The 21,998-nt window shown below is 72.0% G+C and carries 17 protein-coding genes; 9 read left to right on the plus strand and 8 right to left on the minus strand.

The annotated features are described in order from the left end of the window. The first annotated feature begins 184 nt into the window (after positions 1-184). A complete protein-coding gene (locus AB0M26_RS08880; RefSeq protein WP_365256797.1) occupies positions 185-790 on the plus strand; it encodes a class I SAM-dependent methyltransferase in 606 nt (201 codons plus the stop codon). Between the two features lie 228 nt (positions 791-1,018). Then, on the plus strand, positions 1,019-2,164 hold the full coding sequence (locus tag AB0M26_RS08885; protein ID WP_365256800.1) for a hypothetical protein: 1,146 nt from the start codon (positions 1,019-1,021) through the stop codon (positions 2,162-2,164). 223 nt (positions 2,165-2,387) lie between these two features. Here AB0M26_RS08885 and AB0M26_RS08890 read toward each other — a convergent pair whose 3' ends face one another. From AB0M26_RS08890 to xylA, 4 genes are all read right to left on the minus strand, one after another. After that, the gene (locus AB0M26_RS08890; RefSeq protein WP_365256803.1) at positions 2,388-2,930 is read right to left on the minus strand and encodes an MOSC domain-containing protein; all 543 of its coding nucleotides are present in this window, start codon (positions 2,928-2,930) and stop codon (positions 2,388-2,390) included. A gap of 115 nt (positions 2,931-3,045) precedes the next feature. Next, a complete protein-coding gene (locus tag AB0M26_RS08895) occupies positions 3,046-3,231 on the minus strand; it encodes a hypothetical protein (protein WP_365256806.1) in 186 nt (61 codons plus the stop codon). A gap of 115 nt (positions 3,232-3,346) precedes the next feature. Beyond that, positions 3,347-4,399, minus strand: coding sequence for an acyl-CoA desaturase (locus tag AB0M26_RS08900; protein WP_365256809.1), 1,053 nt, complete (start codon positions 4,397-4,399; stop codon positions 3,347-3,349). Positions 4,400-5,316: 917 nt separating this feature from the next. Next, entirely contained in the window at positions 5,317-6,486 is a 1,170-nt protein-coding gene (xylA, locus tag AB0M26_RS08905) for a xylose isomerase (protein WP_365256812.1), read from the minus strand. A 98-nt stretch (positions 6,487-6,584) separates the two neighbouring features. On the opposite strand from xylA, the gene xylB reads away from it, so the two are divergent. From xylB to AB0M26_RS08920, 3 genes are all read left to right on the plus strand, one after another. Further along, complete coding sequence (xylB, locus tag AB0M26_RS08910; RefSeq protein ID WP_365256815.1) at positions 6,585-8,054, plus strand: xylulokinase; 1,470 nt, start codon at positions 6,585-6,587, stop codon at positions 8,052-8,054. An 83-nt stretch (positions 8,055-8,137) separates the two neighbouring features. Beyond that, a complete protein-coding gene (locus tag AB0M26_RS08915) occupies positions 8,138-9,379 on the plus strand; it encodes an ROK family transcriptional regulator (RefSeq protein WP_365256870.1) in 1,242 nt (413 codons plus the stop codon). A gap of 149 nt (positions 9,380-9,528) precedes the next feature. Then, the gene (locus tag AB0M26_RS08920; protein ID WP_365256873.1) at positions 9,529-10,110 is read left to right on the plus strand and encodes an N-acetylmuramoyl-L-alanine amidase; all 582 of its coding nucleotides are present in this window, start codon (positions 9,529-9,531) and stop codon (positions 10,108-10,110) included. Positions 10,111-10,250: 140 nt separating this feature from the next. On the opposite strand, the gene AB0M26_RS08925 is transcribed toward AB0M26_RS08920, so the two are convergent. Next, entirely contained in the window at positions 10,251-11,441 is a 1,191-nt protein-coding gene (locus AB0M26_RS08925) for a thiolase family protein (protein WP_365256818.1), read from the minus strand. A gap of 323 nt (positions 11,442-11,764) precedes the next feature. Between AB0M26_RS08925 and AB0M26_RS08930 the strand changes: the two genes are divergently transcribed. Beyond that, on the plus strand, positions 11,765-13,309 hold the full coding sequence (locus tag AB0M26_RS08930) for an IclR family transcriptional regulator C-terminal domain-containing protein (RefSeq protein ID WP_365256820.1): 1,545 nt from the start codon (positions 11,765-11,767) through the stop codon (positions 13,307-13,309). Between the two features lie 21 nt (positions 13,310-13,330). Here AB0M26_RS08930 and AB0M26_RS08935 read toward each other — a convergent pair whose 3' ends face one another. Next, positions 13,331-14,083 (minus strand): PIG-L deacetylase family protein, encoded by a 753-nt coding sequence (locus tag AB0M26_RS08935; protein WP_365256823.1) that lies wholly within the window; start codon positions 14,081-14,083, stop codon positions 13,331-13,333. A gap of 110 nt (positions 14,084-14,193) precedes the next feature. Here AB0M26_RS08935 and AB0M26_RS08940 point away from each other — a divergent pair, with 110 nt between their 5' ends. Both AB0M26_RS08940 and adh read left to right on the plus strand, forming a co-directional pair. Further along, positions 14,194-15,603, plus strand: a complete 1,410-nt coding sequence (locus tag AB0M26_RS08940) for a GAF domain-containing protein (protein WP_365256876.1) — start codon at positions 14,194-14,196, stop codon at positions 15,601-15,603. Between the two features lie 57 nt (positions 15,604-15,660). Further along, entirely contained in the window at positions 15,661-17,184 is a 1,524-nt protein-coding gene (adh, locus tag AB0M26_RS08945; protein ID WP_365256826.1) for an aldehyde dehydrogenase, read from the plus strand. 234 nt (positions 17,185-17,418) lie between these two features. Here adh and AB0M26_RS08950 read toward each other — a convergent pair whose 3' ends face one another. Both AB0M26_RS08950 and AB0M26_RS08955 read right to left on the minus strand, forming a co-directional pair. Continuing rightward, positions 17,419-18,864: a glyceraldehyde-3-phosphate dehydrogenase gene (locus AB0M26_RS08950; protein ID WP_365256829.1), complete on the minus strand. Its 1,446-nt coding sequence runs from the start codon at positions 18,862-18,864 to the stop codon at positions 17,419-17,421. Positions 18,865-19,234: 370 nt separating this feature from the next. Then, complete coding sequence (locus AB0M26_RS08955; RefSeq protein ID WP_365256832.1) at positions 19,235-20,692, minus strand: hypothetical protein; 1,458 nt, start codon at positions 20,690-20,692, stop codon at positions 19,235-19,237. Between the two features lie 451 nt (positions 20,693-21,143). Here AB0M26_RS08955 and AB0M26_RS08960 point away from each other — a divergent pair, with 451 nt between their 5' ends. Then, on the plus strand, positions 21,144-21,857 hold the full coding sequence (locus tag AB0M26_RS08960) for a hypothetical protein (RefSeq protein WP_365256835.1): 714 nt from the start codon (positions 21,144-21,146) through the stop codon (positions 21,855-21,857). Positions 21,858-21,998: the final 141 nt, after the last annotated feature.

A 21,998-nucleotide genomic window follows, 5' to 3' on the forward strand; every position in this document is an offset into this window, starting at 1 on the left:
GCGCGCCGTACGGGTGTTTCATCACGCCGGGCTCTTGCAGTCGCGTGTGCGCCGGTTTCCGGGGGACGCGCGCGGGTGCCGGAAGGCGCGGTCCCGCGGCCCGTACTCCACACCCGCACCAGAGGTACCGAGCCGTGGCCGCCCGCGCGTGACCGTTCGGCGCCGGGCGCGGGACCATGGAGACATGAACGCCGACCACATCCGCACACGGGAGTTCTTCGCCGCCCGCGCCGACGGCTGGGACGCCCGCTTCCCCGACGAGGGTCCGGCCTTTTCCGCCGCGGTGGCGGAGCTGGGACTGCGCCTGGGGGACGCCGTGCTCGACGCCGGCTGCGGCACCGGCCGGGCGCTGCCCGCGCTGCGCGAGGCCGTGGGCCCCGGAGGAACCGTACTGGGCGCCGACCTCACCCCCGAGATGCTGCACGCCGCCGTCCGTGCCGGCAGGGACCGCAGCGCCGCCCTCGCGCTCGCAGACGTCGTGCGGCTGCCGCTGCGGGAGGCGTCACTCGACGCGGTGTTCGCCGCGGGTCTGGTTGCGCATCTGCCGGACCCGGGCGAGGGGTTGCGCGAACTGGCCCGGGTCGTGCGCCCCGACGGGTGGCTCGCGCTCTTCCACCCCCTGGGCCGTGCCGCTCTCGCGGCCCGTCAGGGGCGCGAGGCGACCCCCCTCGATCTCCGGGCGGAACCCAACCTCGGTCCCCTGCTACGGTCGTCGGGCTGGCAGATGGTGTCGTACACGGACGAGGACAGCCGATTCCTCGCCCTCGCCGTACGGCGCTCCACCGCCTGAACACCCGCCCGTACCGGCCTCCCGGACGGGCTCGCCACACGGTCGCAGCCTCGGTGACCGAGCGTTTCCCGCGCCTGGGCCCCCAGCGTCCTGACCTGCCCGAGGAGGGTTCCCGGACCCCGAGCGGGACCGGACGACTGGTACTCCGCCTACGCCTTCCGCCGGGCTCTCGACGGAAGCGTTAGCCAATGGTTAGTGTGCGCGCACCACTGTCCATGAGAGGTGACCATGTCCGCGACAGACGAGGCCCAGGACGCCGGGGACGCCCTGTTCGTACTGACCGCGGTGCTGCTCACGCCCGCGCAATTCCCCAGCGTGCTCGGGGACGACTACCCGGAGGCGTGTTCCGTGCTCGGACTCGAGCCGTACGCCGGTGGATACGGCCTGGTCCTCGGGCAGGACGGAAGCGGCGCGCGGTGGACGGTGGTCACCGACGACGTCTCCCTCGTCGCCTGCGCCATCGCGGCCTGGGACTGCGGAATGGAGTACGACCTCTCGCCCAGCGAGCGCAGTGTCATCGCCGCCCTGCCCGGCTGGCCGCTCGCCGTCGCCGTAGCCGCTCCGGGCGTTCCGGAGCCGCACGACCCGGACCCGGACCCGGAGCTCGACGCGGACGACTGGGAGCTGCTGAGCCCGCCGGACTCCGAGAGCTGGGGCCCTGCGCAGCGGCGGCTGGGCGCCGACGAGATCGCACTCCAGTGGGCCGCCTGGCGGGAACAGATCGACGACGAGACCGAGTTCGGGAAATCGGCACAGGAACGGGAAGAGGACGGCGACGCGGCGGAAGCGCCGGGGGAAGCAGCGGAGCAGACGTCCGCACCGTCATCGCCCGCGGAGGAGCAGGAGCCTGATGAGGCGGACGAGCCGTCAGGGGCGCAGGACTCCGATCCGGAACAGGACTCCGCCCCGGAACAGGACTCCGCCCCGGAACAGGACTCCGACCCGGAACAGGACTCCGATCGGGAACGGGACACCGCCCCGGGGCGCGACGGGCTGCAGGAAGCGGGCGCTCAGCGGAAAGGCGACGCGGAGGGGAGCGACGACGCAGGGCAGGACGAGGACGGTCCGCAGAGCGGGGAGGGCACCGACGCGGCCTCCGCCTCCGCGAAGGCTGCGGTCCACAGAGTCCTCGAGGAGGCCCGCGCCTACATCGCATCGCCCCCGCCACCCGGCCGTATCCGCTCCGCGTTCGCCTCGGGCGACGCCCGTACGCTGCGGGTGGACGGGCCCGGCTGGAGCATGGTGGCACGGACCGACGACATCGCCTTCATCCTTCTCGACGACGAACCCGGCGAGGTGCTGCCGGTGGGCCGCGGGCCCGAGCTCCCTTCTTTGCTCCAAGCCCTCGACAACCTGGCAGTACGGCCCTCCTGACCTGCGGACCCCTGTTGCACGTCGTACGGCGGCCAGGCCTTGACCGTGGCGCCGGGACGGTCCGTTGGGCAGGCGCGGGGGCTGGGCGCAGCCGGTTGGGCAGGCGCGGGGGCAGCCGCAGCCGGCTTGGCTGGCGCAGCCGTTGACGCGGTCCGTTCATACGCGGTGAGCAGGCATCCGCCCGCGCACCGGCCCTACGGGCCGCCGCCCCCTCACACTCGTTTCACACCCGTTCCAGCGGGCGATGCGGCCCGGCCGGCAGTTCGACTCCGATGGGGTCGCCGGGCCGTACCTTGCCGCCTGTCAGCACGATCCCCATGATCCCCGCCTTGCGAACGATCCTGCCGTCCTCGTCACGCCGGACGACCTGCCGCAGCAGCCCGTCCTGGAACATGTCGATCTGCAGACACGGGTTGCGCAGCCCCGTCACCTCGACGACCGCCTTGCCGCCCAGGCGCAGCAACGTGCCGACGGGGAGCGCCGGCAGGTCGATACCGGCCGTGGTCACGTTCTCCCCCAGCTCACCGGGGCGGACGAAGAACCCTGCCCCGGCGACCTCGGAGAACAGCTCCTCCTGGATGAGGTGGACCTGGCACAGATTCGGCTGCGTCGGGTCCTGGGCGACACGCGAGCGATGCTGCACCGTCACTCCCAGGTGCGCGTCACCCTCCACCCCCAGCCCGGCCAGCAACGTGATGCTGTCCCGTGTGGGCTTGCTGAAGCCGTGCTCGCCGCTGCGGCTCACCGCCGTGACTCTGGCACTCATGGTTTCTCCCCCTCCGGGCGGCCGTCGCGGACCCCCGGTGATCACCCCGGCAGGACTGGGGCCCGCCGACGGCGGCCCCGTACACGCGGGGCGGTCCCCGCGGGCGCGGCGCGGCTCAGCGGCGCAGCTCCTTCCTGCTCACCCGGCGCAGCCTGCGGCGCTGCGAGGGGTCGAGCAGGAGATACCCGACCGCCGGTACACCGATCAGCACCAGCAGAACGCCCCAGAGGGGCACCCCCAGAATCAGCAGAACGATCGCTACCGCCACGCCCCCGACGGCGACCTTGGTCCCATTCGACATCTCCGACGCCTCCTTCGCGGCGACCCCCGTGGGTCATTCAGTGAACGGGCACGCGCCCCGGACAGTTCCCCGGCACCCGTGCACCCGTCCGGCGCACCGCGCCTCCCCTCCAGTCTCACTCCGGACGCAGCGGAGCGCCGACCGCGTGCATGTGCCGGAGCGCCTGCCCGTACGAGTCGAGGAGCCCCGTCTCCGCGTACGGCAGCCCCAGCGCACGGCAGTGGCGGTGCACCAGGGGCCGGGCTGCCCGCAGGTTGGGCCGGGGCATGCTCGGGAAGAGATGGTGCTCGATCTGGTAGTTCAGCCCGCCGAGCAACCAGTCCGTGACGGGTCCGCCCCGGACGTTGCGCGAGGTGATGACCTGGCGGCGGAGGTGGCCCCAGCGCTGGTCGTCCCTGCCGGGCATCTCCATGCCCTTGTGGTTGGGCGCGAAGGCCATGCCGAGGTGGAGGCCGAAGAGTGCATGGTGGAGGAGCGCGAAGAGAAGTGCCTTGCCCAAAGGGAGGGCCGTGAGCAGCAGTGCGGCATAGCCGGCCAGGTGCGCGACCAGGAGCAGCCCTTCGACGGCGCGCTCGCGCGTCCCCTGCCTCCTGAGGTCCTGGATGCTGCTGACCTTCAGGGCGATGCCTTCGAGCAGCAGCATCGGGAAGAAGAGCTTCGCCTGGTGACGGGTGACCCAGCCCGCGAACCCCCGCCGGTCGGCGGCCTGCTCGGCGGTCCACACCAGCACGCCGACGCCCACGTCGGGGTCCTTCTCGATGTGGTTGGGGTTGGCGTGGTGGCGGTTGTGCTTGTCGTTCCACCACGCGTAGCTCATGCCGAGGAGCAGATTGCCGTGTACGAGACCGATGGCTCGGTTGGTACGGCGGCTCCGGGCAATCTGCGCGTGCCCTGCGTCGTGTCCGACGAAGCCCGTACGCGCTGAGAGGACGGCCAGGGGAAGGGCGAGAAGCAGGGTCCACCAGGTGTCTCCGGCGAGGTGGATCCCCACCGCGACGGCGGCGAGGAGCAGCAGATTGACGGTGATGCCCGTCGCGTACCAGCCCGTGCGGCGCTCCAGAAGCCCCTGCTCCTTCACCTTCCGCAGCAGCGGGGTGAACTCGCTTCCGGAGTCCGGCGGCGCGGGGGAGGATGAGGAATCCGTGTTCGGTACGGGGGCCTGCGGCATGAAGGTCTCCGGTCCGTGATTGGTCGCAATGCGCTGACCTGTAGAAACGTACGGATCGGCGACTGCTTGCGACCATGACGGCAGCACCCGCGGTGGCGGGGGGCCAGCACCCTCCTGGGCCGGGGGCTGGGTACACCGTCCCGATCGTGCCATGACGGATCGACGACGTCCGGGAGCGGCCCGTACGCGCCGTGGTCCTGTCGTTCGGCGACGCCGTGCCGTCCCCGCTCGCGCCCGCGCCGCGCACGGCGACTCCGCCGCTGCGCCCGAGGTTCCGCGGCGGTGCTCGCGCTCCGGCTCGTCGCCCGCGACCGTCTGCTGCCCGGTCCGGCGCCCCCGACTACGACGCCCGGCGGGTCGGCGGCTGGGCCCGACGACCTGCCTCGCTGGGCGACCTCACGGCGCGCCCCGCCACCGGCCGCCCTGTTCCTGGCCGCCCACGCCGTACCCCACCGGAAGCGGACCGCGCCCCTCACATCCCGAGCGGCTCCGGCGGCACGGGCTCCGTACGGCCGCGGCCCGGCGCGTACGGCGGGGGGCCGGGCCGCGAACTGCGGCCCGGCCCCCCGTGTCCACCCGGCACGCACCGTTCGGCGCTCCCCCATCCGCAGCCTCGCCGGGCCGGGCGCCGAGAGGACCCCTCAGACTCCTCGGCAGCCCGGAGGCCCTTGGGGCCCGGATGGGACGGCCGCTGCTGCGCGCGGCCACCGGACTGCGGCCGGCCCCGCGTCGCATCCGGGTCAGCGGCGTCGTCGCGACGTTCGCCTCCCCGGGCGTGCCGCGAGACCGTTGCGGCTCCTCCCCCACGGATGTGCCCTCCGGTCTCGCGCATCCGTATACGGACGCGGACGAGGGTTCGACTCACCACCCGTCCCGCTATTTTGCCCAACGTTGGTGATTTCAGGGGAGGTTGAACACTACCGCGCGCCGAGCAGATGGTCCGTGGCCAGCTGGTCGAGCCGTTCGAACGCCATCCCGCGGGCCGCGGCCGCCTCCAGGTCGAATTCCTCGAAGGCGGTACGGTCGGCCAGCAGGTCCGCCGCCGTTTCGCCCTCGTCCAGGGTCGGCCGCGCCAGCTGATCGAGCCGGGACGCCCTCAGTGCCTCCTGGACCTCCGGGTCGCTGCGGAAGGCGGCCGAACGCTCCTTGAGGATGAGGTAGTTGCGCATGCAGCCCGCCGCCGAGGCCCAGACCCCCGCCATGTCCTCGGTGCGCGGCGGCTTGAAGTCGAAGTGGCGCGGCCCCGCGTACCCGGCCGATTCGAGCAGGTCGACCAGCCAGAACGCGGCGCGCAGATCGCCGGCCCCGAAGCGCAGGTCCTGGTCGTACTTGACCCCGGACTGCCCGTTGAGGTCGATGTGGAACAGCTTGCCCGCCCACAGCGCCTGGGCGATCCCGTGCGGGAAGTTGAGCCCGGCCATCTGCTCGTGCCCGACCTCCGGGTTGACGCCGTAGAGATGCGGGCGCTCCAGGCGCTCGATGAAGGCCAGGGCGTGGCCGACGGTGGGCAGGAGGATGTCGCCGCGGGGCTCGTTGGGCTTGGGCTCGATGGCGAAGCGCAGGTCGTAGCTCTGCTCGGTGACATGGTCGCCGAGGATGTCGAAGGCTTCCTTCATCCGGTCGAGCGCGTCCCGTACGTCCTTGGCCGCGCCGGACTCCGCACCCTCCCGGCCGCCCCACGCCACATAGGTCCTGGCGCCGAGTTCGGCGGCGAGGTCGATGTTGCGGAGGGTCTTGCGGAGGGCGTAGCGGCGCACGTCGCGGTCGTTGGCGGTGAACGCGCCGTCCTTGAAGACCGGGTGGGTGAACAGGTTGGTGGTGGCCATCGGGACCACGAGGCCGGTGGCGTCCAGGGCTTGCCGGAACCGCTTGATGTGCGCCTCGCGCTCGGCCTCGCCCGCTCCGGAGGGGATGAGGTCGTCGTCGTGGAAGGTCACGCCGTACGCGCCGAGCCCGGCCAGCCGCGTCACGGCCTCCACGGGGTCGAGCGCGGGGCGGGTCGCCTCACCGAAGGGGTCGCGGCCCTGCCAGCCGACCGTCCAGAGGCCGAAGCTGAACCTGTCCTCGGGGGTTGGCTGGTAACTCATCGCGGCTCCTCGCTATTTCGTCATCACTGTTGACAAATTAGCGGGCACCGGCAGAGTGGGAAACCCCGATGCGCGCACCCGAAGAAAGGGACGGCACGATGGCAGCACCGGAAGGACCGCTGGTCGTCGGCGTGGACAGCTCGACGCAGTCCACGAAGGCCCTGGTCGTGGATGCGGCGACCGGGCAGGTCGTCGCGCGCGGGCAGGCCCTCCACCGGGTCAGCGAGGGGCCCGGCCGCGAGAGCGACCCGGAGCAGTGGTGGGGCGCGCTGTGCGAGGCTCTGGCGCAGTGCGGACCGGTGGCGCGCGAAGCGGTCGCGGTGTCCGTCGCAGGCCAGCAGCACGGACTCGTCACGCTGGACTCGGCGGGCCGCCCCGTACGGCCCGCGCTCCTGTGGAACGACGTGCGCTCCGCCCCGCAGCGCGACCGACTCGTGGAGGAGCTCGGCGGCCCGAAGGTGTGGGCCGAGCGGATCGGGAGCGTGCCCGCCCCGGCGTTCACGATCACCAAGTGGGCATGGCTGCGCGAGAACGAGCCGGAGGTGGCCGCCGCCGTGGCCGCGGTGCGGCTGCCGCACGACTACCTCACGGAGCGGCTCACCGGGCGCGGCACCTCCGACCGCGGGGACTCCTCCGGCACGGGGTGGTGGTCGGCGGCGACCCGCGCATACGACGAGGAGCTGCTGGAGCACGTCGGTCTCTCCCCTGCGCTGCTCCCCGAGGTGCTGGCCCCCGCGGAGCCGGCCGGTACAGTGCGCGAGGAACTCACCGGACTGCCGCTCGCTCCGGGCGCGTTGGTGGCTCCCGGCACCGGGGACAACATGGCCGCGGCGCTGGGCCTGGGGCTGCGCCCGGGGCAGCCCGTCATCAGCCTGGGCACCTCCGGGACGGTGTACGCGGTGACGCGCCGCCGGCCGGCGGACCCCACCGGCACCGTCGCGGGCTTCGCGGACGCGCGCGGCGACTGGCTCCCGCTGGCCTGCACCCTCAACTGCACGCTCGCCGTGGACCGGATCGCCGCGCTGCTGGGGCGGGACCGCGAGGCGGTGGAGGCGGGCGGCGAAGCGGTGTGCCTGCCGTTCCTCGACGGGGAGCGCACCCCGAACCTCCCGTACGCCTCCGGGCTGCTGCACGGACTGCGCCACGACACGACGGCGGGGCAGGTACTGCAGGCCGCGTACGACGGTGCGGTGTTCGCCCTGCTCGCCGCCCTCGACCGGGTGCTGGACGGCGAGACGACCTACGGCGGTGGCGGGGAGGACGAGACTGCGGACGAGCAGGCGCCGGTGCTGCTCATCGGGGGCGGCGCGCGCGGTACGGCCTGGCGCGAGACGGTCCGCCGGCTGTCCGGCCGGCCCGTACAGGTGCCGCGGGCCGCGGAGTTGGTCGCATTGGGTGCGGCCGCCCAGGCGGCCGGCGTGCTGACCGGAGAGGACCCGGCGGCGGTGGCCCGGCGCTGGGGAACGGACCGCGGCCCCGCCCATGGCCCGGTCGCACGGGACGATGCGGCATGGGAGCGCGTGAGCACGACCCTGGCCGCGGCCGGCGGGCTGCTCGGCGACGCATGACCGGCGCCTCGGAGGCGGAAGCCTCCGGCGAGCAGCACCGACGGGAGCCGGGGCCGGGGGCGCCCTCGCCCGGAACGCCGCATATGCCCGCGGTGCCGCGCCCATCCGGCGAGCGCTCCACCCCGGGCACGCAGCGCACGCCCCGCACCCAGCACGGCATACGGCAGAGCAACCTCTCCCTTGTGCTCCACACGGTCGCCACCGAGGGCCCGCTCTCCCGTGCCGATGTCGCGGGGCGGATCGGGCTGACGCGCGCCGCCGTCTCCACCCTCGTCGACGAACTGACGCGGGCCGGGCTGCTCGTGGAGCTCGGCCGCGGCCGCCCCGGCACCGTGGGGCGGCCCGGGAGCGCGCTGGCGATCGGCGACCGTGGGCCGGCCGGGCTGGGCGCGGAGATCGGCGTCGACCATCTCGCCGTGTGCGCCATGGATCTGCGCGGGCGCGTACGTGTACGGGTCGAGGAGCCGCTCGCGGGGCGGAACAGTGAGCCCGCGCCCGTACTGACCCGGCTCGCGGAGCTGGTGCGGAACGTGGCGGCGGCTGCGGAGGGGGAAGGGCTGCGGCCCCGGGGACTCGCGGTCGCCGTCCCGGGGCTGGTCGCCCGCGACTCGGCGACGGTGGTGCGCGCACCGAACCTCGGCTGGCAGGGCGTGGACGCCGGCCCCGCCCTCGAAGAGGCATTGCCCGGTGTCATCGTCAGCGTCGGCAACGAGGCGAACTTCGGCGCTCTCGCCGAACTCCGGCTGGGCCGGGGCGGCGGCTCCCGGCGGGACTTCGTCCATGTCTCCGCCGAGATCGGCATCGGAGCGGCGGTCGTGGTGGACGGGGCACTGCTGCGGGGTGCGCAGGGCTTCGCGGGCGAACTGGGCCATGTGCCCGTCCACCCCGAGGGGCTTGCGTGCCCGTGCGGTGGCCGCGGCTGTCTGGAGCAGTACGCCGGCGAGGAGGCGGTGCTGAAGGCGGCCGGACTGCGGGACGGCCAGGGAATCGGGGAGTTGCGGGAGCGCGCCGGGGCGGGCGAGGAGGCGGTGCTGCGCGCGCTGGACGGGGCGGGCACGGCTCTGGGGATCGCGCTCGCCGGTGTGGTGAACCTGCTCGACCCGCAGGCCGTGGTGGTGGGCGGGGCGCTGGCCGCGCTGTCGCCGTGGCTGCTGCCCGCGACGGTACGGGAGTTGACGGGCCGGGTGATCCGGCCGTACGGCGAGATCGCCGTTTCCCGGGTGGGCCGCGACGGACCGTTGCTGGGAGCGGCGCACTCCGTTGTGCAGGCTGTACTCGACGATCCTCTCGGGCGCGCCGGCTCCCCCGCCGGCTTTCCCGTCTGACGTCCCGTTCCGGGCCCGCGCCCGCCGTTCGCCCATGACGGGTGCACCGGCGAGCGTGCGCTCCCCCCTGCTGGAGTCCGAAAGTGAACCTTCCCCGTCCGGCCCGCCGCGCCCTGCTGGGCGGCAGCCTCGTGATCGCCGCCACCACCCTGACCGCGGGCACCGCCTCGCCCGCCACGGCACGCCCGCGCCACTCCGCCGACTACCCCGGCGCGTACTGGCTTCCGGCCGCCCCGTCCAATCGCACCGTCGCCGATCGCCCGTCGTCCCGGCGCATCGACCGCGTGATCGTTCATGTCACGCAGGAGACCTTCGCCGGCACGATCGGGATTTTCCGGAACCCGTCGTCGAAGGTCTCGGCGCACTACGTGGTGCGCTCCCGGGACGGACTGGTCGCCCAGTGCGTGCACGACAAGGACATCGGCTGGCACGCCGGTGACTGGAACCACAACACGCGCAGCATCGGCATCGAGCACGAGGGCTGGGTGGACCGGCCCGAGTGGTTCACCGATGCCCTGTACGCGTCGTCGGCGCTACTGACGGCGTACCTCTGCGAGACGTACGGCATCCCGAAGGACCGCGACCACATCATCGGTCACCACGAGGTGCCCGGCGCCGACCACACGGATCCGGGTCCGCACTGGGACTGGGCGCGCTACCTGCGGATGGTGGGCAGCGTTCACACCGCTCGAGGCGGGCCGCTGGATCAGCCGATGGGCAGACTCGTGTAGTTCTCGGCAGGTTCGGTCGCATGGAGTCCTGCCCGGCCCCTGTGCGGGAGCCGGGCCGGGAGGAGTCCTGCCGGGCCGCGCCGACGATGCCGACGCCTGGCGCACCGCGCAGTTCCGAAGGTCCGGTCGGTGGCCGAAGGTCAGCGTTCGAGGACGAGGGCGAGCCCTTGGCCGACACCGATGCACAGCGCGGCCAGACCGACGCCCGAGCCCGCGGCGGCGAGTTGGTGGGCGACGGCTCCGGCGAGGCGCGCGCCGGACGCGCCGAGGGGGTGGCCGATGGCGATGGCGCCACCGCGCGGGTTGACGATCGCCGGATCCAGATCGCGCCACTCGGCGAGGCAGCCGAGCGACTGCGCGGCGAACGCCTCGTTGAGTTCGAAGGTGGTCAGATCGGCGAAGCTCCGGCCGGCCCGGGACAGCGCGCGCCCGACGGCCTCGACCGGACCGAGGCCGAAGAGCTGGGGCTCGATGCCGGTCACGGCCGACGTACGGATACGGGCCAGCGGTTCGCGCCCGGTGGCCTTCAGTCCCTCCTCGTCAACCAGCAGCAGCGCGGCGGCGCCGTCGTTGAGGGGCGAGGCGTTCCCGGCTGTCACGGTGCCGTCTTTGCGGAAGACGGGCTTCAGCTTGGTGAGGGCCTCGAGGGAGGTGTTCTCCCGGATGGTCTCGTCACGGGTGAGGTCGGTGCCCTCGACGGCCACCACCTCGGCGTCGTATGCCCCGTCCTTCCAGGCCCGGGCCGCCTTCTCGTGGCTGGCCAGGGCGAAGGTGTCCTGCTGCTCGCGGGTGATGCCGCCTTTGTCCGCGACCAGCTCTGCACCCTCCCCGAGGGAGACGGTCCACTCCTCCGGCATGCGCGGATTGGTCATGCGCCAGCCGAGGGTCGTCGAGAACATCTGCTGGTTCCCGGCCGGGAAGGCCCGCTCCGGCTTGGGCAGCACCCAGGGGGCGCGGGACATGGACTCCACTCCCCCTGCGAGCACCACGGAGGCGTCCCCGATGGCGATGGCCCGGGCGGCCTGGATGACGGCCTCCAGGCCGGAGCCGCAAAGGCGGTTCACCGTGGCACCGGGGACGCTCACGGGCAGCCCGGCGAGCAGGACGGCCATCCGCGCCACGTCCCGGTTCTCCTCGCCCGCGCCGTTGGCGTTGCCGACGTACACGTCGTCGATACGGGCCGGGTCCAGGTCCGGTGTCCGGTCGGTGAGCGCCTTGACGACGTGCGCGGCCAGGTCGTCCGGGCGTACGCCGGAGAGCGCGCCGCCGTACTTGCCGATCGGTGTGCGGACGGCATCGACGACATAGACCTCGCGCAGGCGATCGGTCATGGGAAGCGCTCCTCCTGACAGGGCTTGTTCGCAGAGTGAACTTTCGTTCATAATCGCGGCGCAGTGAGTGTCCGTCCGGTGCGACCCGGCTGTCAACGGTGCGGTGGCAGGTCAGGCGGGTTCAGCGGTCGTCGCCGGACGGGTCCTGAGCGGATGCGTGCGGAGGCTCCGCGGCGGGCTCCGGACTCCCTGTGCGGGCCGGCCCTCGCGCCCACGCCGTCTCCGATCGCATCCCGTCTCCGTCCCCCGACCGCATCCCGTCTCCGTCCCCCCAACCCTACGAGCCCGGAGCCGGCGGCCCGGGCATGGACCAGGAGGTCAGCATGGCGCGTGACACCGACCGGCCGGGGCGTGAGGCGGCGGTCGTCGGTCCGCTCGACCGCGGCCTCACCGTGCTGCGGGTGATGTCACGGCCGGGCAACCACCGGCTGCGGCCGAGCGATCTCGTGCACGCGACGGGCCTGGCCCGCTCCACCGTCGACCGGATCGTCGCGACCCTGGTCCTCCTCGGGTACCTGCGGAACGCCGGCCGTGACGTCGAACTCGCCCCGCGCCTGGTGGAGTTCGGCAACGCGTATCTGCGGGCCGATGGCCTCACCGACCCCCTGCAGCCGTTCGCGGAGTCCCTGGCCGACACCCTCGACGAATCCGTCTCCGTCGCGGTCCCGGAGGGAAAGGACGCGGTCCGCTTCATCGCCCAGGTCATCAGACGACGCGCGATGTGCCCCGTCTTCCGCACCGGGGACGTCCTGCCCGCCGACCGCTGCGCGCCTGGTGCCCTCTTCGCGGCCGACGCTCATACGCCGGACTGGGCCGTCGACGACCAGCGGGTCGAGCCGGGTGTCATCACGGTGGCCGTACCCGTACGGGACGCGGAGGGGAGGACGGTCTGTGCGATGAACGTCGTCAGCCACACCAGCCGTCACACCGCCCAGAGCCTCGCCGCGAGGGCGCTTCCCCGGCTGCGCGAGCTGCTGCCCGGCATGGAGGCAGCCGTCGCCGAAGCCCGGTCCGGGCACGCGGACGCCGAACGGAGCCCGGGCCCCCGTCCCGGCCGCCCGAGCAGTGCGGCCAAGCAGCAACTGGGCGCCGCCTACGTACAGTCGCTCGCCCGCGGCCTCGACGTCCTGGTCGCGCTCGGCGCCGACCCGCGGGGGCTCACGCTCGCCCGCGTGGCCGAGGCGGCCGGGCAGCCGCGCGCCACGGCCCGCCGCTCGCTGCGCACCCTGGAGCATCTGGGGTACGTGGAGTCGGCCGACCGCCGTTTCCGGCTGCTGCCCCGCGTCCTGGAACTGGGCCACGCCCCTCTGTCCGGCCTCGGCTTCACCGAGATCGTCCGCCCGCACCTGGAGGAACTGGCCGCCCGGGTCCACGAGTCGGCCTCGGTCGCCGTGCTCGACGGCGAGGACATCCGGTACGTGGCCCGCGTCCCCACGTACCGGATCATGAGCGTCAACATCACCGTCGGCACCCGCTTCCCCGCGTACGCCACCTCCATGGGGCGGGTGCTGCTGGCCGGGCTCGACGCACAGGACCGTGCCGAGCGGCTCGCGGTTGCGGAGCTGTGGCCGCTGACCGCCCGTACGGTCACCGATGCGGCGACGCTCGACCGGATCCTCGACGGGGTGGCCGAGCACGGACACGCCTTGGTGGACGAGGAGTTGGAGGAGGGGCTGCGGTCGCTCGCAGTGCCGCTGCGCGACGGCGCGGGCCGTCACGTCGCCGCGCTGAACGTCTCCACCTACACCGGGCGCGCCACGGTCACGGAGTCACGGGCCACGCTGCTGCCCGCCCTCACCGAGACCGCGGCACGGATCGAGTCCGAACTGCACATCGTCTTCGAACGCAGGCCGCTGCGGCTGCCCTGAGGCGGTCCGGGGACAGCGTGGTCAGCTGAACGGAAAGAGCTCGAACCCCACGGCGGGACGGCCGCCGAAGCGCGGCGCCGCCCGCCCGGCCGCCCCGGACACCACGGACCGGCAGTACGCTTGCGGATCCTCGTCGGTGAGCGCCTCGATGTAGGTCCGGTGGGCCAGCAGCGACCGCACGCCGCGGTCGAGCCCTGCGGCGACGTCGGCCGCGTGCGTGGGTTCGGGCGAGGCGGCGACGGCCACCCAGCGCACCCCGTCCCAGGGCTCCAGGCCCTGCTCCTCGATCAGTTCGGGGAAGATCCAGCGGTTTCCCGCGTCGGCGACCGCGTCCAGCACCGCCCTGCCGACGACCCGGTGGTCCGGGGTGTTCCAGTACCTGCCGCCCCAGGTGTCGTGGTGATTGAGCGTCACGATCAGCTCGGGGCGGTGGCGGCGGACGGCGGCCGCAATGTCGCGGCGCAGCGGGGTGCCGTACTCGATGACGCCGTCCCGGTGGTCGAGGAACTCCACCGATGTCACACCCACGACGGCCGCGCTCTCCCGCTGTTCGCGCTCGCGCAGCGCGGCGCACGCGCCGGGCTCGAGCCCGTCGATCCCCGCCTCTCCGCGGGTCACCAGCAGGTAGCGCACCTCGGCGCCACGATCGGTCCACGTGGCCACGGCCGAAGCCGCCCCGTACTCCAGGTCGTCGGGGTGCGCGACGACGGCCAGGCAGCGTTCCCAGTCGGACGGCAGCGGATCGAGCTGCTCAGGAGTCTCCTCCCCGGTCATCGGACGTCTCCTTCTCCGGTGCACCCGTGGTACGGGCACGTGTCCGGTCTGTTGTCGAAGCAGGGATCGAGGGCCACGATGGACGCAGCCGCTGTGCCATCAAAGCCGACATTCCACCCGGAGAAGCTGCATTGGCCGTCAATCCGTGGGTCGCCCTCGAACCGGGCGCCGACCCCGCCGAGCGGGTCGGCACGATCCGCCGTGCGCACGATGCCTTCACGGCGGCGGGGTCGGTGGACCGCCCCGTCCGGCCCGTGGTCGTGGACTCCTGGCAGCGCTCGGCGCGCGCCCACGTCAGCCCTGACTCCACTGCCGCGGTCGAACTCGACGACGGCGAGTTGGGCGCCTACCGCGCCGAGCATCCGCTCGCCCGGGTGATGCCGCTGTTCCGGGAGCTGACGGGCTCGTTCGCGATGGACGGCGAACATCTGCTGGCGATCTGCGACACCCAGGGCAGGCTGCTGTGGGTGGAGGGGCACGCGGGCGCGCGGCGCCGGGCGGGGCGGATGAACTTCGTCCCAGGGGCACGCTGGGCCGAGTCTGCGATGGGCACCAACGCGCCGGGGACGGCCGTGACGGTCGACCGGGCCGTCCAGGTCTTCGCCGCCGAGCACTTCAGCCGCCCGGTGCAGACCTGGACGTGCGCAGCGGCGCCGGTGCACGATCCGCGGACCGGGCGGGTGCTCGGCGCCGTCGACATCACCGGCGGCGACCGGCTCGCCCACCCGCACAGCCTCGCGTTCGTCCAAGCCGTCGCGCGCGCCGCCGAATCCCAGCTCGCCCTGCTCGCCCCGCCGCCCACGGCCCGGTCCGTACTGGAGCTGACCGCGCTCGGCCGCGACGAGGCGATACTCGCCCACGGCGGACGTACGGTACGGCTCAGCCCGCGCCACAGCGAGATCGTCGTGCTGCTCGCCTGCCATCCGGAGGGGCTCAGCGGTGACGAACTGCTCCTGTCCCTCTACGAGGACGAATCGGTCTCGCCCGTCACCCTGCGGGCCGAACTCTCCCGACTGCGCCGCCTGTTGGGCGAGGACGTCCTGCACTCACGCCCGTACCGGCTGGACCTGCCGGTGGAGGCGGACTTCGAGCGGGTTCTGCGCCGCCTCGGCTCGGGCGCGCCGGCCGCGGCCCTCGACGCGTACACCGGACCCCTGCTGCCGGGGTCGCGGGCCCCCGCCGTGGAGAGGCTGCGGCGCCGGGTCGAGGACGAGTTGCGGGCCGCGCTCATCGCGCGCCGCGACCCGGATCTTCTGGTGGGATGGACCCGCAGCCCATGGGGCGCGGAGGACCTCCAGGCATGGACGGCGCTCGCCACTGCGCTGCCGCAGGGGTCGGTGACCGCCGCCGTGGTGCGGACCCGGCTGGGCGAACTCGACGGCGAACTGGGCCTCGGCCGACCGGCGGGTCCGGGGAGCACTTCCGGCATGGACGGCCCCGCGCGGCACGGCGGGAGTGACCGCGGCCCCGGCGCCGCCGGGCGGCCCGGCGCAACGTGGTCGCAACCTCGCCGCTCCTAGCCTCCTGCGGAGCGCTGCCCGGGCGGCGGGCGGCGACGTTCTTGGGAGGCCACCGAGATGACCCGCTACTCCGCTCCCGGCACCGACGGCGCGATCGTCTCCTACGAGTCCCGCTACGACCACTGGATCGGCGGGGAGTACGTCAAGCCGAAGCTGGGCCGGTACTTCGAGAACACCACACCGGTCAACGGCCGTCCGTTCACGGAGGTGGCGCGCGGCACCGCCGAGGACGTGGAGGCCGCCCTCGACGCCGCCCACGCCGCCGCGCCCGCCTGGGGTCGTAAGGCTCCGGCCGAGCGCGGACACGTCCTGAACCGGATCGCGGACCGGATGGAGGCCCATCTGGAGGAGCTCGCGGTCGCGGAGAGCTGGGAGAACGGCAAGCCCGTCCGCGAGACCCTGGCCGCGGACATCCCGCTGGCGATCGACCACTTCCGCTATTTCGCGGGGACGCTGCGCGCGCAGGAGGGAAGCCTCAGTGAGATCGACGAGGACACTGTCGCCTACCACTTCCACGAACCGCTGGGTGTCGTCGGCCAGATCATCCCCTGGAACTTCCCGATTCTGATGGCCACTTGGAAGCTGGCCCCCGCCCTGGCGGCCGGCAACGCCGTGGTGCTCAAGCCGGCCGAGCAGACCCCGGCCTCCATCCACGTCTGGCTGAACCTGATCGCCGATCTGCTGCCGCCGGGGGTCGTCAACGTCGTCAACGGCTTCGGAGTGGAGGCCGGAAAGCCCCTCGCCTCCAGCGCGCGCGTCGCGAAGATCGCCTTCACCGGCGAGACCACGACGGGGCGGCTGATCATGCAGTACGCCAGCGAGAACATCAAGCCGGTCACGCTCGAACTCGGCGGCAAGAGCCCCAACATCTTCTTCGACGACGTCTCGTCCGCCCACGACGACTTCCGCGACAAGGCGCTCGAAGGTTTCACGATGTTCGCCCTCAACCAGGGCGAGGTGTGCACCTGTCCGTCCCGTGCGCTCATCCAGCAGGGCCACTACCAGGAGTTCTTGGAGGCGGCTGTCGCCCGTACGGAGAAGATCGTGCCCGGCCACCCGCTGGACACGGACACGATGATCGGTGCGCAGGCGTCCAACGACCAGCTCCAGAAGATCCTTTCCTATCTCGACATCGGACTGCAGGAGGGCGCGAAGATCCTCACCGGCGGCGCGCTCGCCGAACTGGGCGGCGATCTCCAAGGCGGCTACTACGTCCAGCCGACGATCTTCGAGGGCGCCAACCACATGCGGATCTTCCAGGAGGAGATCTTCGGCCCGGTCGTCTCGGTCGCCTCGTTCTCCGACTACGACGACGCGGTGAAGATCGCCAACGACACGCTGTACGGGCTGGGCGCGGGCGTCTGGACGCGCGACGGCTCGACGGCGTACCGCGCGGGCCGGGACATCCAGGCGGGCCGGGTCTGGACGAACTGCTACCACGCCTACCCGGCGCACGCCGCGTTCGGTGGCTACAAGCAGTCGGGCATCGGGCGCGAGACCCACAAGATGATGCTGGACCACTACCAGCAGACGAAGAACCTTCTGGTGTCGTACTCCCCGAAGAAGCTGGGCTTCTTCTAGACCCGCGGCGTGCGTGCGTGACGGACGCCGCGAGGCGGAAGAGCCTGTGAAGACGGGGTCTGGAACCGGAGCGAGGCGCCTGACGGGAGTTCCAGCCCGTCAGGCGCCTTCCCGATGCGGCTGCCGAAACAGACCTCGGGTGTCCCCGCCGGGAGCCGGTCCGGATCCGAACGGTCCGCCGACGGTCCGGGGACCACGGGGGCGGCATCGCGGGGATGGGCAGGCCGGTCGCGGTCAGGCCACCGGGGCGGGGTAGGTCGGGTACTCCACCCCGGAGACGTGCTGGACGACGCGGATGACCTGGCACGAGTAGCCGAACTCGTTGTCGTACCAGAGGTAGAGGATCGCGTTGTCGCCGTCGACCTTGGTCGCGCCGGCGTCGACGATCGAGGCGTGGCGCGAGCCGATGAAGTCGCTGGAGACTGCGTCGGGGGCACTGATGAAGTCGATCTGGCGCTTGAGCGGCGAGGTCAGCGACACATTGCGGAGGTGGTCGAGCACCTCTTGGCGCGTGGTCTCGCGCCCGAGCCGCAGGCTGAGGATCGCGATCGAGACGTCCGGTACGGGCACGCGGATCGAGCTGCCGGTGATCGGCGCCTTGAGGTCCGGCAGCGCCTTGGCGACGGCGGAGGCCGCACCGGTCTCGGTGATGACCATGTTGAGCGGAGCGGAGCGACCGCGACGATCAGCCTTGTGGTAATTGTCCAGCAGATTCTGGTCGTTGGTGAACGAGTGGACGGTCTCCACATGTCCGCGCAGGACCCCGTACTCGTCCGCCATGGCCTTCAGCGGCGGGACGATGGCATTGGTGGTGCAGGACGCACAGGACAGGATCCGCTCGTCCGGCTTGATCATGTCGTGGTTGACACCGTGCACGATGTTGGGGACGTCGCCCTTGCCCGGAGCGGTCAGGACGACCTTGTCGATCCCTGGGCGCAGATGCGTCGACAGACCCTCGCGGTCACGCCACTTGCCCGTGTTGTCGATGAGGATGGCGTCCTTGATGCCGTACGCGGTGTAGTCGACCTCCGAGGGGTCGCCCGCGTGGATCACCTTGATCTCGTTGCCGTTGGCGATGATCGTGCTGTTCGCCTCGTCGACGGTGATCGTGCCCTGGAACTGGCCGTGGATGGAGTCACGGCGAAGGAGGGAGGCGCGCTTGACGATGTCCTGGTCGCCGCCGTGGCGGACGACGATGGCGCGCAGGCGCAGGCCGTTGCCGGAGCCGGCCTTCTCTATGAGGAGGCGGGCGACGAGGCGGCCGATGCGGCCGAAGCCGTAGAGGACGACGTCGCGCGGCTCACGGCACTCGATCTTGTTGGCGCCCGTGGCGCCGGCGACGGCCCGGGCGGTGAACTCTTCCACCGAGAGGCCGCGTTCGTCGGTCCGGTACGTCGCGGCGAGCATTCCGAGGTCGATCTGGGAGGGGCCGAGATCGAGCGTGGTGAGGGCTTGGAGGAACGGCAGGGTGTCGGTGACCGAGAGTTCCGCGCCGGCGATCTGCCGCGCGAACCGGTGGGTCTTGAGGATGCTGACCACCGACTTGTTCACCAAGGAGCGGCTGTGGAGGAGGACGGTGACGTCCCGCTCCCGGTGCAGCTTCCCGATGATCGGGATCATCGACTCCGCGATCTCTTCGCGGTTCTTCCAGTTGGTGAACGAGTCGTCGTTGACAGTCACAGGTTTTTCTTTCGAGCTAGGCGGTGCTCAAATGCTAACGTCCCGGCATTTTGATCATTCACGCGGAGCCGCCTGAACGGGATACCGCCATCGGGCGCCTTGACCGGACAGGGCAGGAGCAGTCCGCAATGCGCCCGAAATGCATGAGTTCGCCTGCGGTTGTCCGGGCGGACCACGCCGCTCACGACCGACCGACCCGTCGGCAGAACTTACTCATTCCGGGCGCTCCAGGCAGTCGGCACTCGATCGCGGCAATCGCCCCGCCGTGCGCCGGACGAGCACCGCCCACGGACGCTCACCGAGCACCCGCATCGGGGGACGCATCGTCGCCGCCGGCGCGCGCCTCCTGCACGGCCGCGGTGATACGGCGTCAGGAGTCGTCCGGGATCCGACCTTCGGCGATGGGCCACTCGCGGGTGGCGACCGGAAAGACGATGCGCTTCACCGGACGGATGCCGATGATGGTGAACGGCAGCTGGGCGAAGAGAGAGTTCTCCAAAGTCACACCGCCGTACAGCTTCCACGCGCCGCGCCGCCGGATGCCCGTCCCCGGCACCAGCTCCTGCCGCTCGGCGGTGGCCCGCAGGTACGGGCCGAAGAACGCGTCGACACCCACCGCGTCGTAGAGGCTGACGCTCGCCTCGGGGCCGAGCATGGTCCGCAGCCGCCCCTCACCGGACACCTTGGCCCTGCCACCGGGAAGCTCCCTGCCGCCGGCATGCGCGTCGGACTGCCAGCCCGACGCCTTGGTGTAGCGCGTACCGATCTTCATCGTTCCGCCGGTGGCACGCTGGATGTCCACCTGCATCCGGCCGTCCGCTCGCACCTCCAGGACCAGTGTCAGCTTCAGCGCGACGGTGAGCGGGACCGGCCCGACCATGATCACGGGGTAGGCGGCGAGCACGGCCAGGGGGATGCGGGGCGCGATGGCCGGAATCGCGACAGGGCCCTTGATGCGCCAGCCCGCCCTGTACGAACCGGCCACCGAGACGGAGGCCGTCGCGTCCGCCGGGTCGGCCGACCCGTGCCCGTCGTAGGAGAACGCCACCTCGGGCGCCATCTCCAAAAACCCTCCGACCTCGGTCTCCCGCTCCAGGCCCGGCTGGCCCCCGAACATGGGGAGTTCGGTGTCGAAGTCGAGGCGCAGTTTCCGGCCGCCGGCTCCGGGCCCGACGCGGCCGTGGGCGCGCGGGGCGCGGCGCGCCTCCCCGGACTCCCCGTCCAGTGCGTCGCGCGCGTTCTTCGCGGTGCCGGCCACCAGACTCCGGGCCACGTCGAGGCCCTTCACCAGCGGCTCGACCTTCCACGCCGAGGGTGCCACCGGGATCTTCCCGTTCGCCTTCGCGCCGCCGAAGACCTCGGCGAGGTTCGCCCGCGTCGTACGGATCTCAGTCTTCCCGCCGTCGCCCGGCAGGACATCCTCGACCTTGACGAGCGCGCCCGCGGGAGCCGCCTTCGTCGGCGGGCTGGCGATCACATCGCCCTTGCGAACATCGGCACCGCGGGTCCCGGTCTTCGGCTCCCGATGACCGAGGGCCGCCCGGCCGGTCTTCGGGTCGTAGGAGGAGAGCGTGACGTCGCGGCCGGTGAGGGTGCGGGGCCGCTCACCGTCCGAGGGGCGGCCGACCCGCGCGGACTCGGAACGGCCCGGGGCGACCGGGAATTTCGCAGCGCCTCCCTTGTCACCGTCCGCGGGGCCGCTGTTCGGACCCGCGCCTTCGGCCTTCGACGCGGAGCCGACGCCGGGAGGTGCGCTGCCGCAGCCCGTGATGAGTAGGGCGCATATACCGACCATGGCGAGCCAGGCGGGGGGCGTAACCCGCTTCACGTGGAACCTCTTCGCTTGCGCGGGCGCTCGGCCCAGGGGAATGGATCGCGAGGGATGCTACTGAGCACCGGGAGTTCCAAGTCGCGTCCAGGAAGCGCGTGTTGGCGGCATCTCCTGCCGAGAACCACCCACCCCCGTCCGGAGCAGGGGTTTTCGCATGCAACAGGTCCGCGAATGTGACGGAGATCGCCTGCCGTAGGCGCACCTGTACCGGATGGTGAGACGCGGAGACGGAGCACGAACCGTCCGGTTCGTAACCCCGAACTGTTTCACACGTGGGCAGTTGGCCGATGTTACTGTTGCGTAGTAAACTACAACTTTACTAAGTCTTGGTGTAGTTGAGGTCCTTGCTTGCGCCAACCTCATCGCACGGCGTACCCCGTTCGTCCGGACATCCGGACGACCCCCTCGGGGCGCGCTCCAGCATGCACATCGAGAGGCACGACATCACATGACCAACTCCCGCGCGGTTGACCGCGCGCTGCGTCACAGCGGAAAGTCCGTGGCCCTGATTGCCGCGGCGCTGGGACTTGTGGCCGCCACCCCCCTGACCGCTTCGGCCGACGAAGGGCCCACCCGGGAGCAGATCCTCGCGGACTGCGAATCGGGCGTGGGCAAGTGCACCTTCAACGAGCCCGTGCTCGGCGAGGCCTACCTGGGCGACTTCCGCCCGGTCTCCGACCTGCTCCTCAACTGCACCACCTCCCCGGCCACCCAGTCGATGACCTGGACCGACAGTGTGAGTTCCACCGACTCCGTCGGCGTCACCCTCACGGCCGGCGGCACCATAGCCAAGCTGATCAACGTCAGCGTCTCGGCCACGTACAACCACATGTGGACCGACACCCACACAGAGACCAGCGCGGTCAACATGACCGTCCAGCCGGGAGAGGTGGGCTGGATCTCGCGCGCGCAGGTGATGCAGAAGGTCTTCGGGACGTGGCAGACCCACTACGACGACCCGAAGTGGGACCACTACTACTGGTACGTGAAGGACACGATCACCGGTCCTGCGCCCAACGGCACCGACGGCCAGAAGAACGCCGTCGTGGTCAAGTCCCGGAAGATGACGGCCGCGGAGAAGAAGGCCTGCTCCTCGGCCTCCGCCGCGACGGCGAAGGATGCGCGAGCCAAGGGCAGGATCTTCCTCACCGAGGACCGCTGACCACCCGGGACACCTGAACCAACGCGCGCGCGGTGGGCGCGCAGGCCCTGCGGAGCTCGCAATCGCAGGGACGACGAAGGCGGCGAGGCCGTGATCTCGTACGGACCACGGCCTCGCCGTCGGCGCGTGCACGGCCCCCGT

It is taken from the genome of Streptomyces sp. NPDC051776 (assembly GCF_040681345.1).
Classification (GTDB): Bacteria; Actinomycetota; Actinomycetes; order Streptomycetales; family Streptomycetaceae; genus Streptomyces.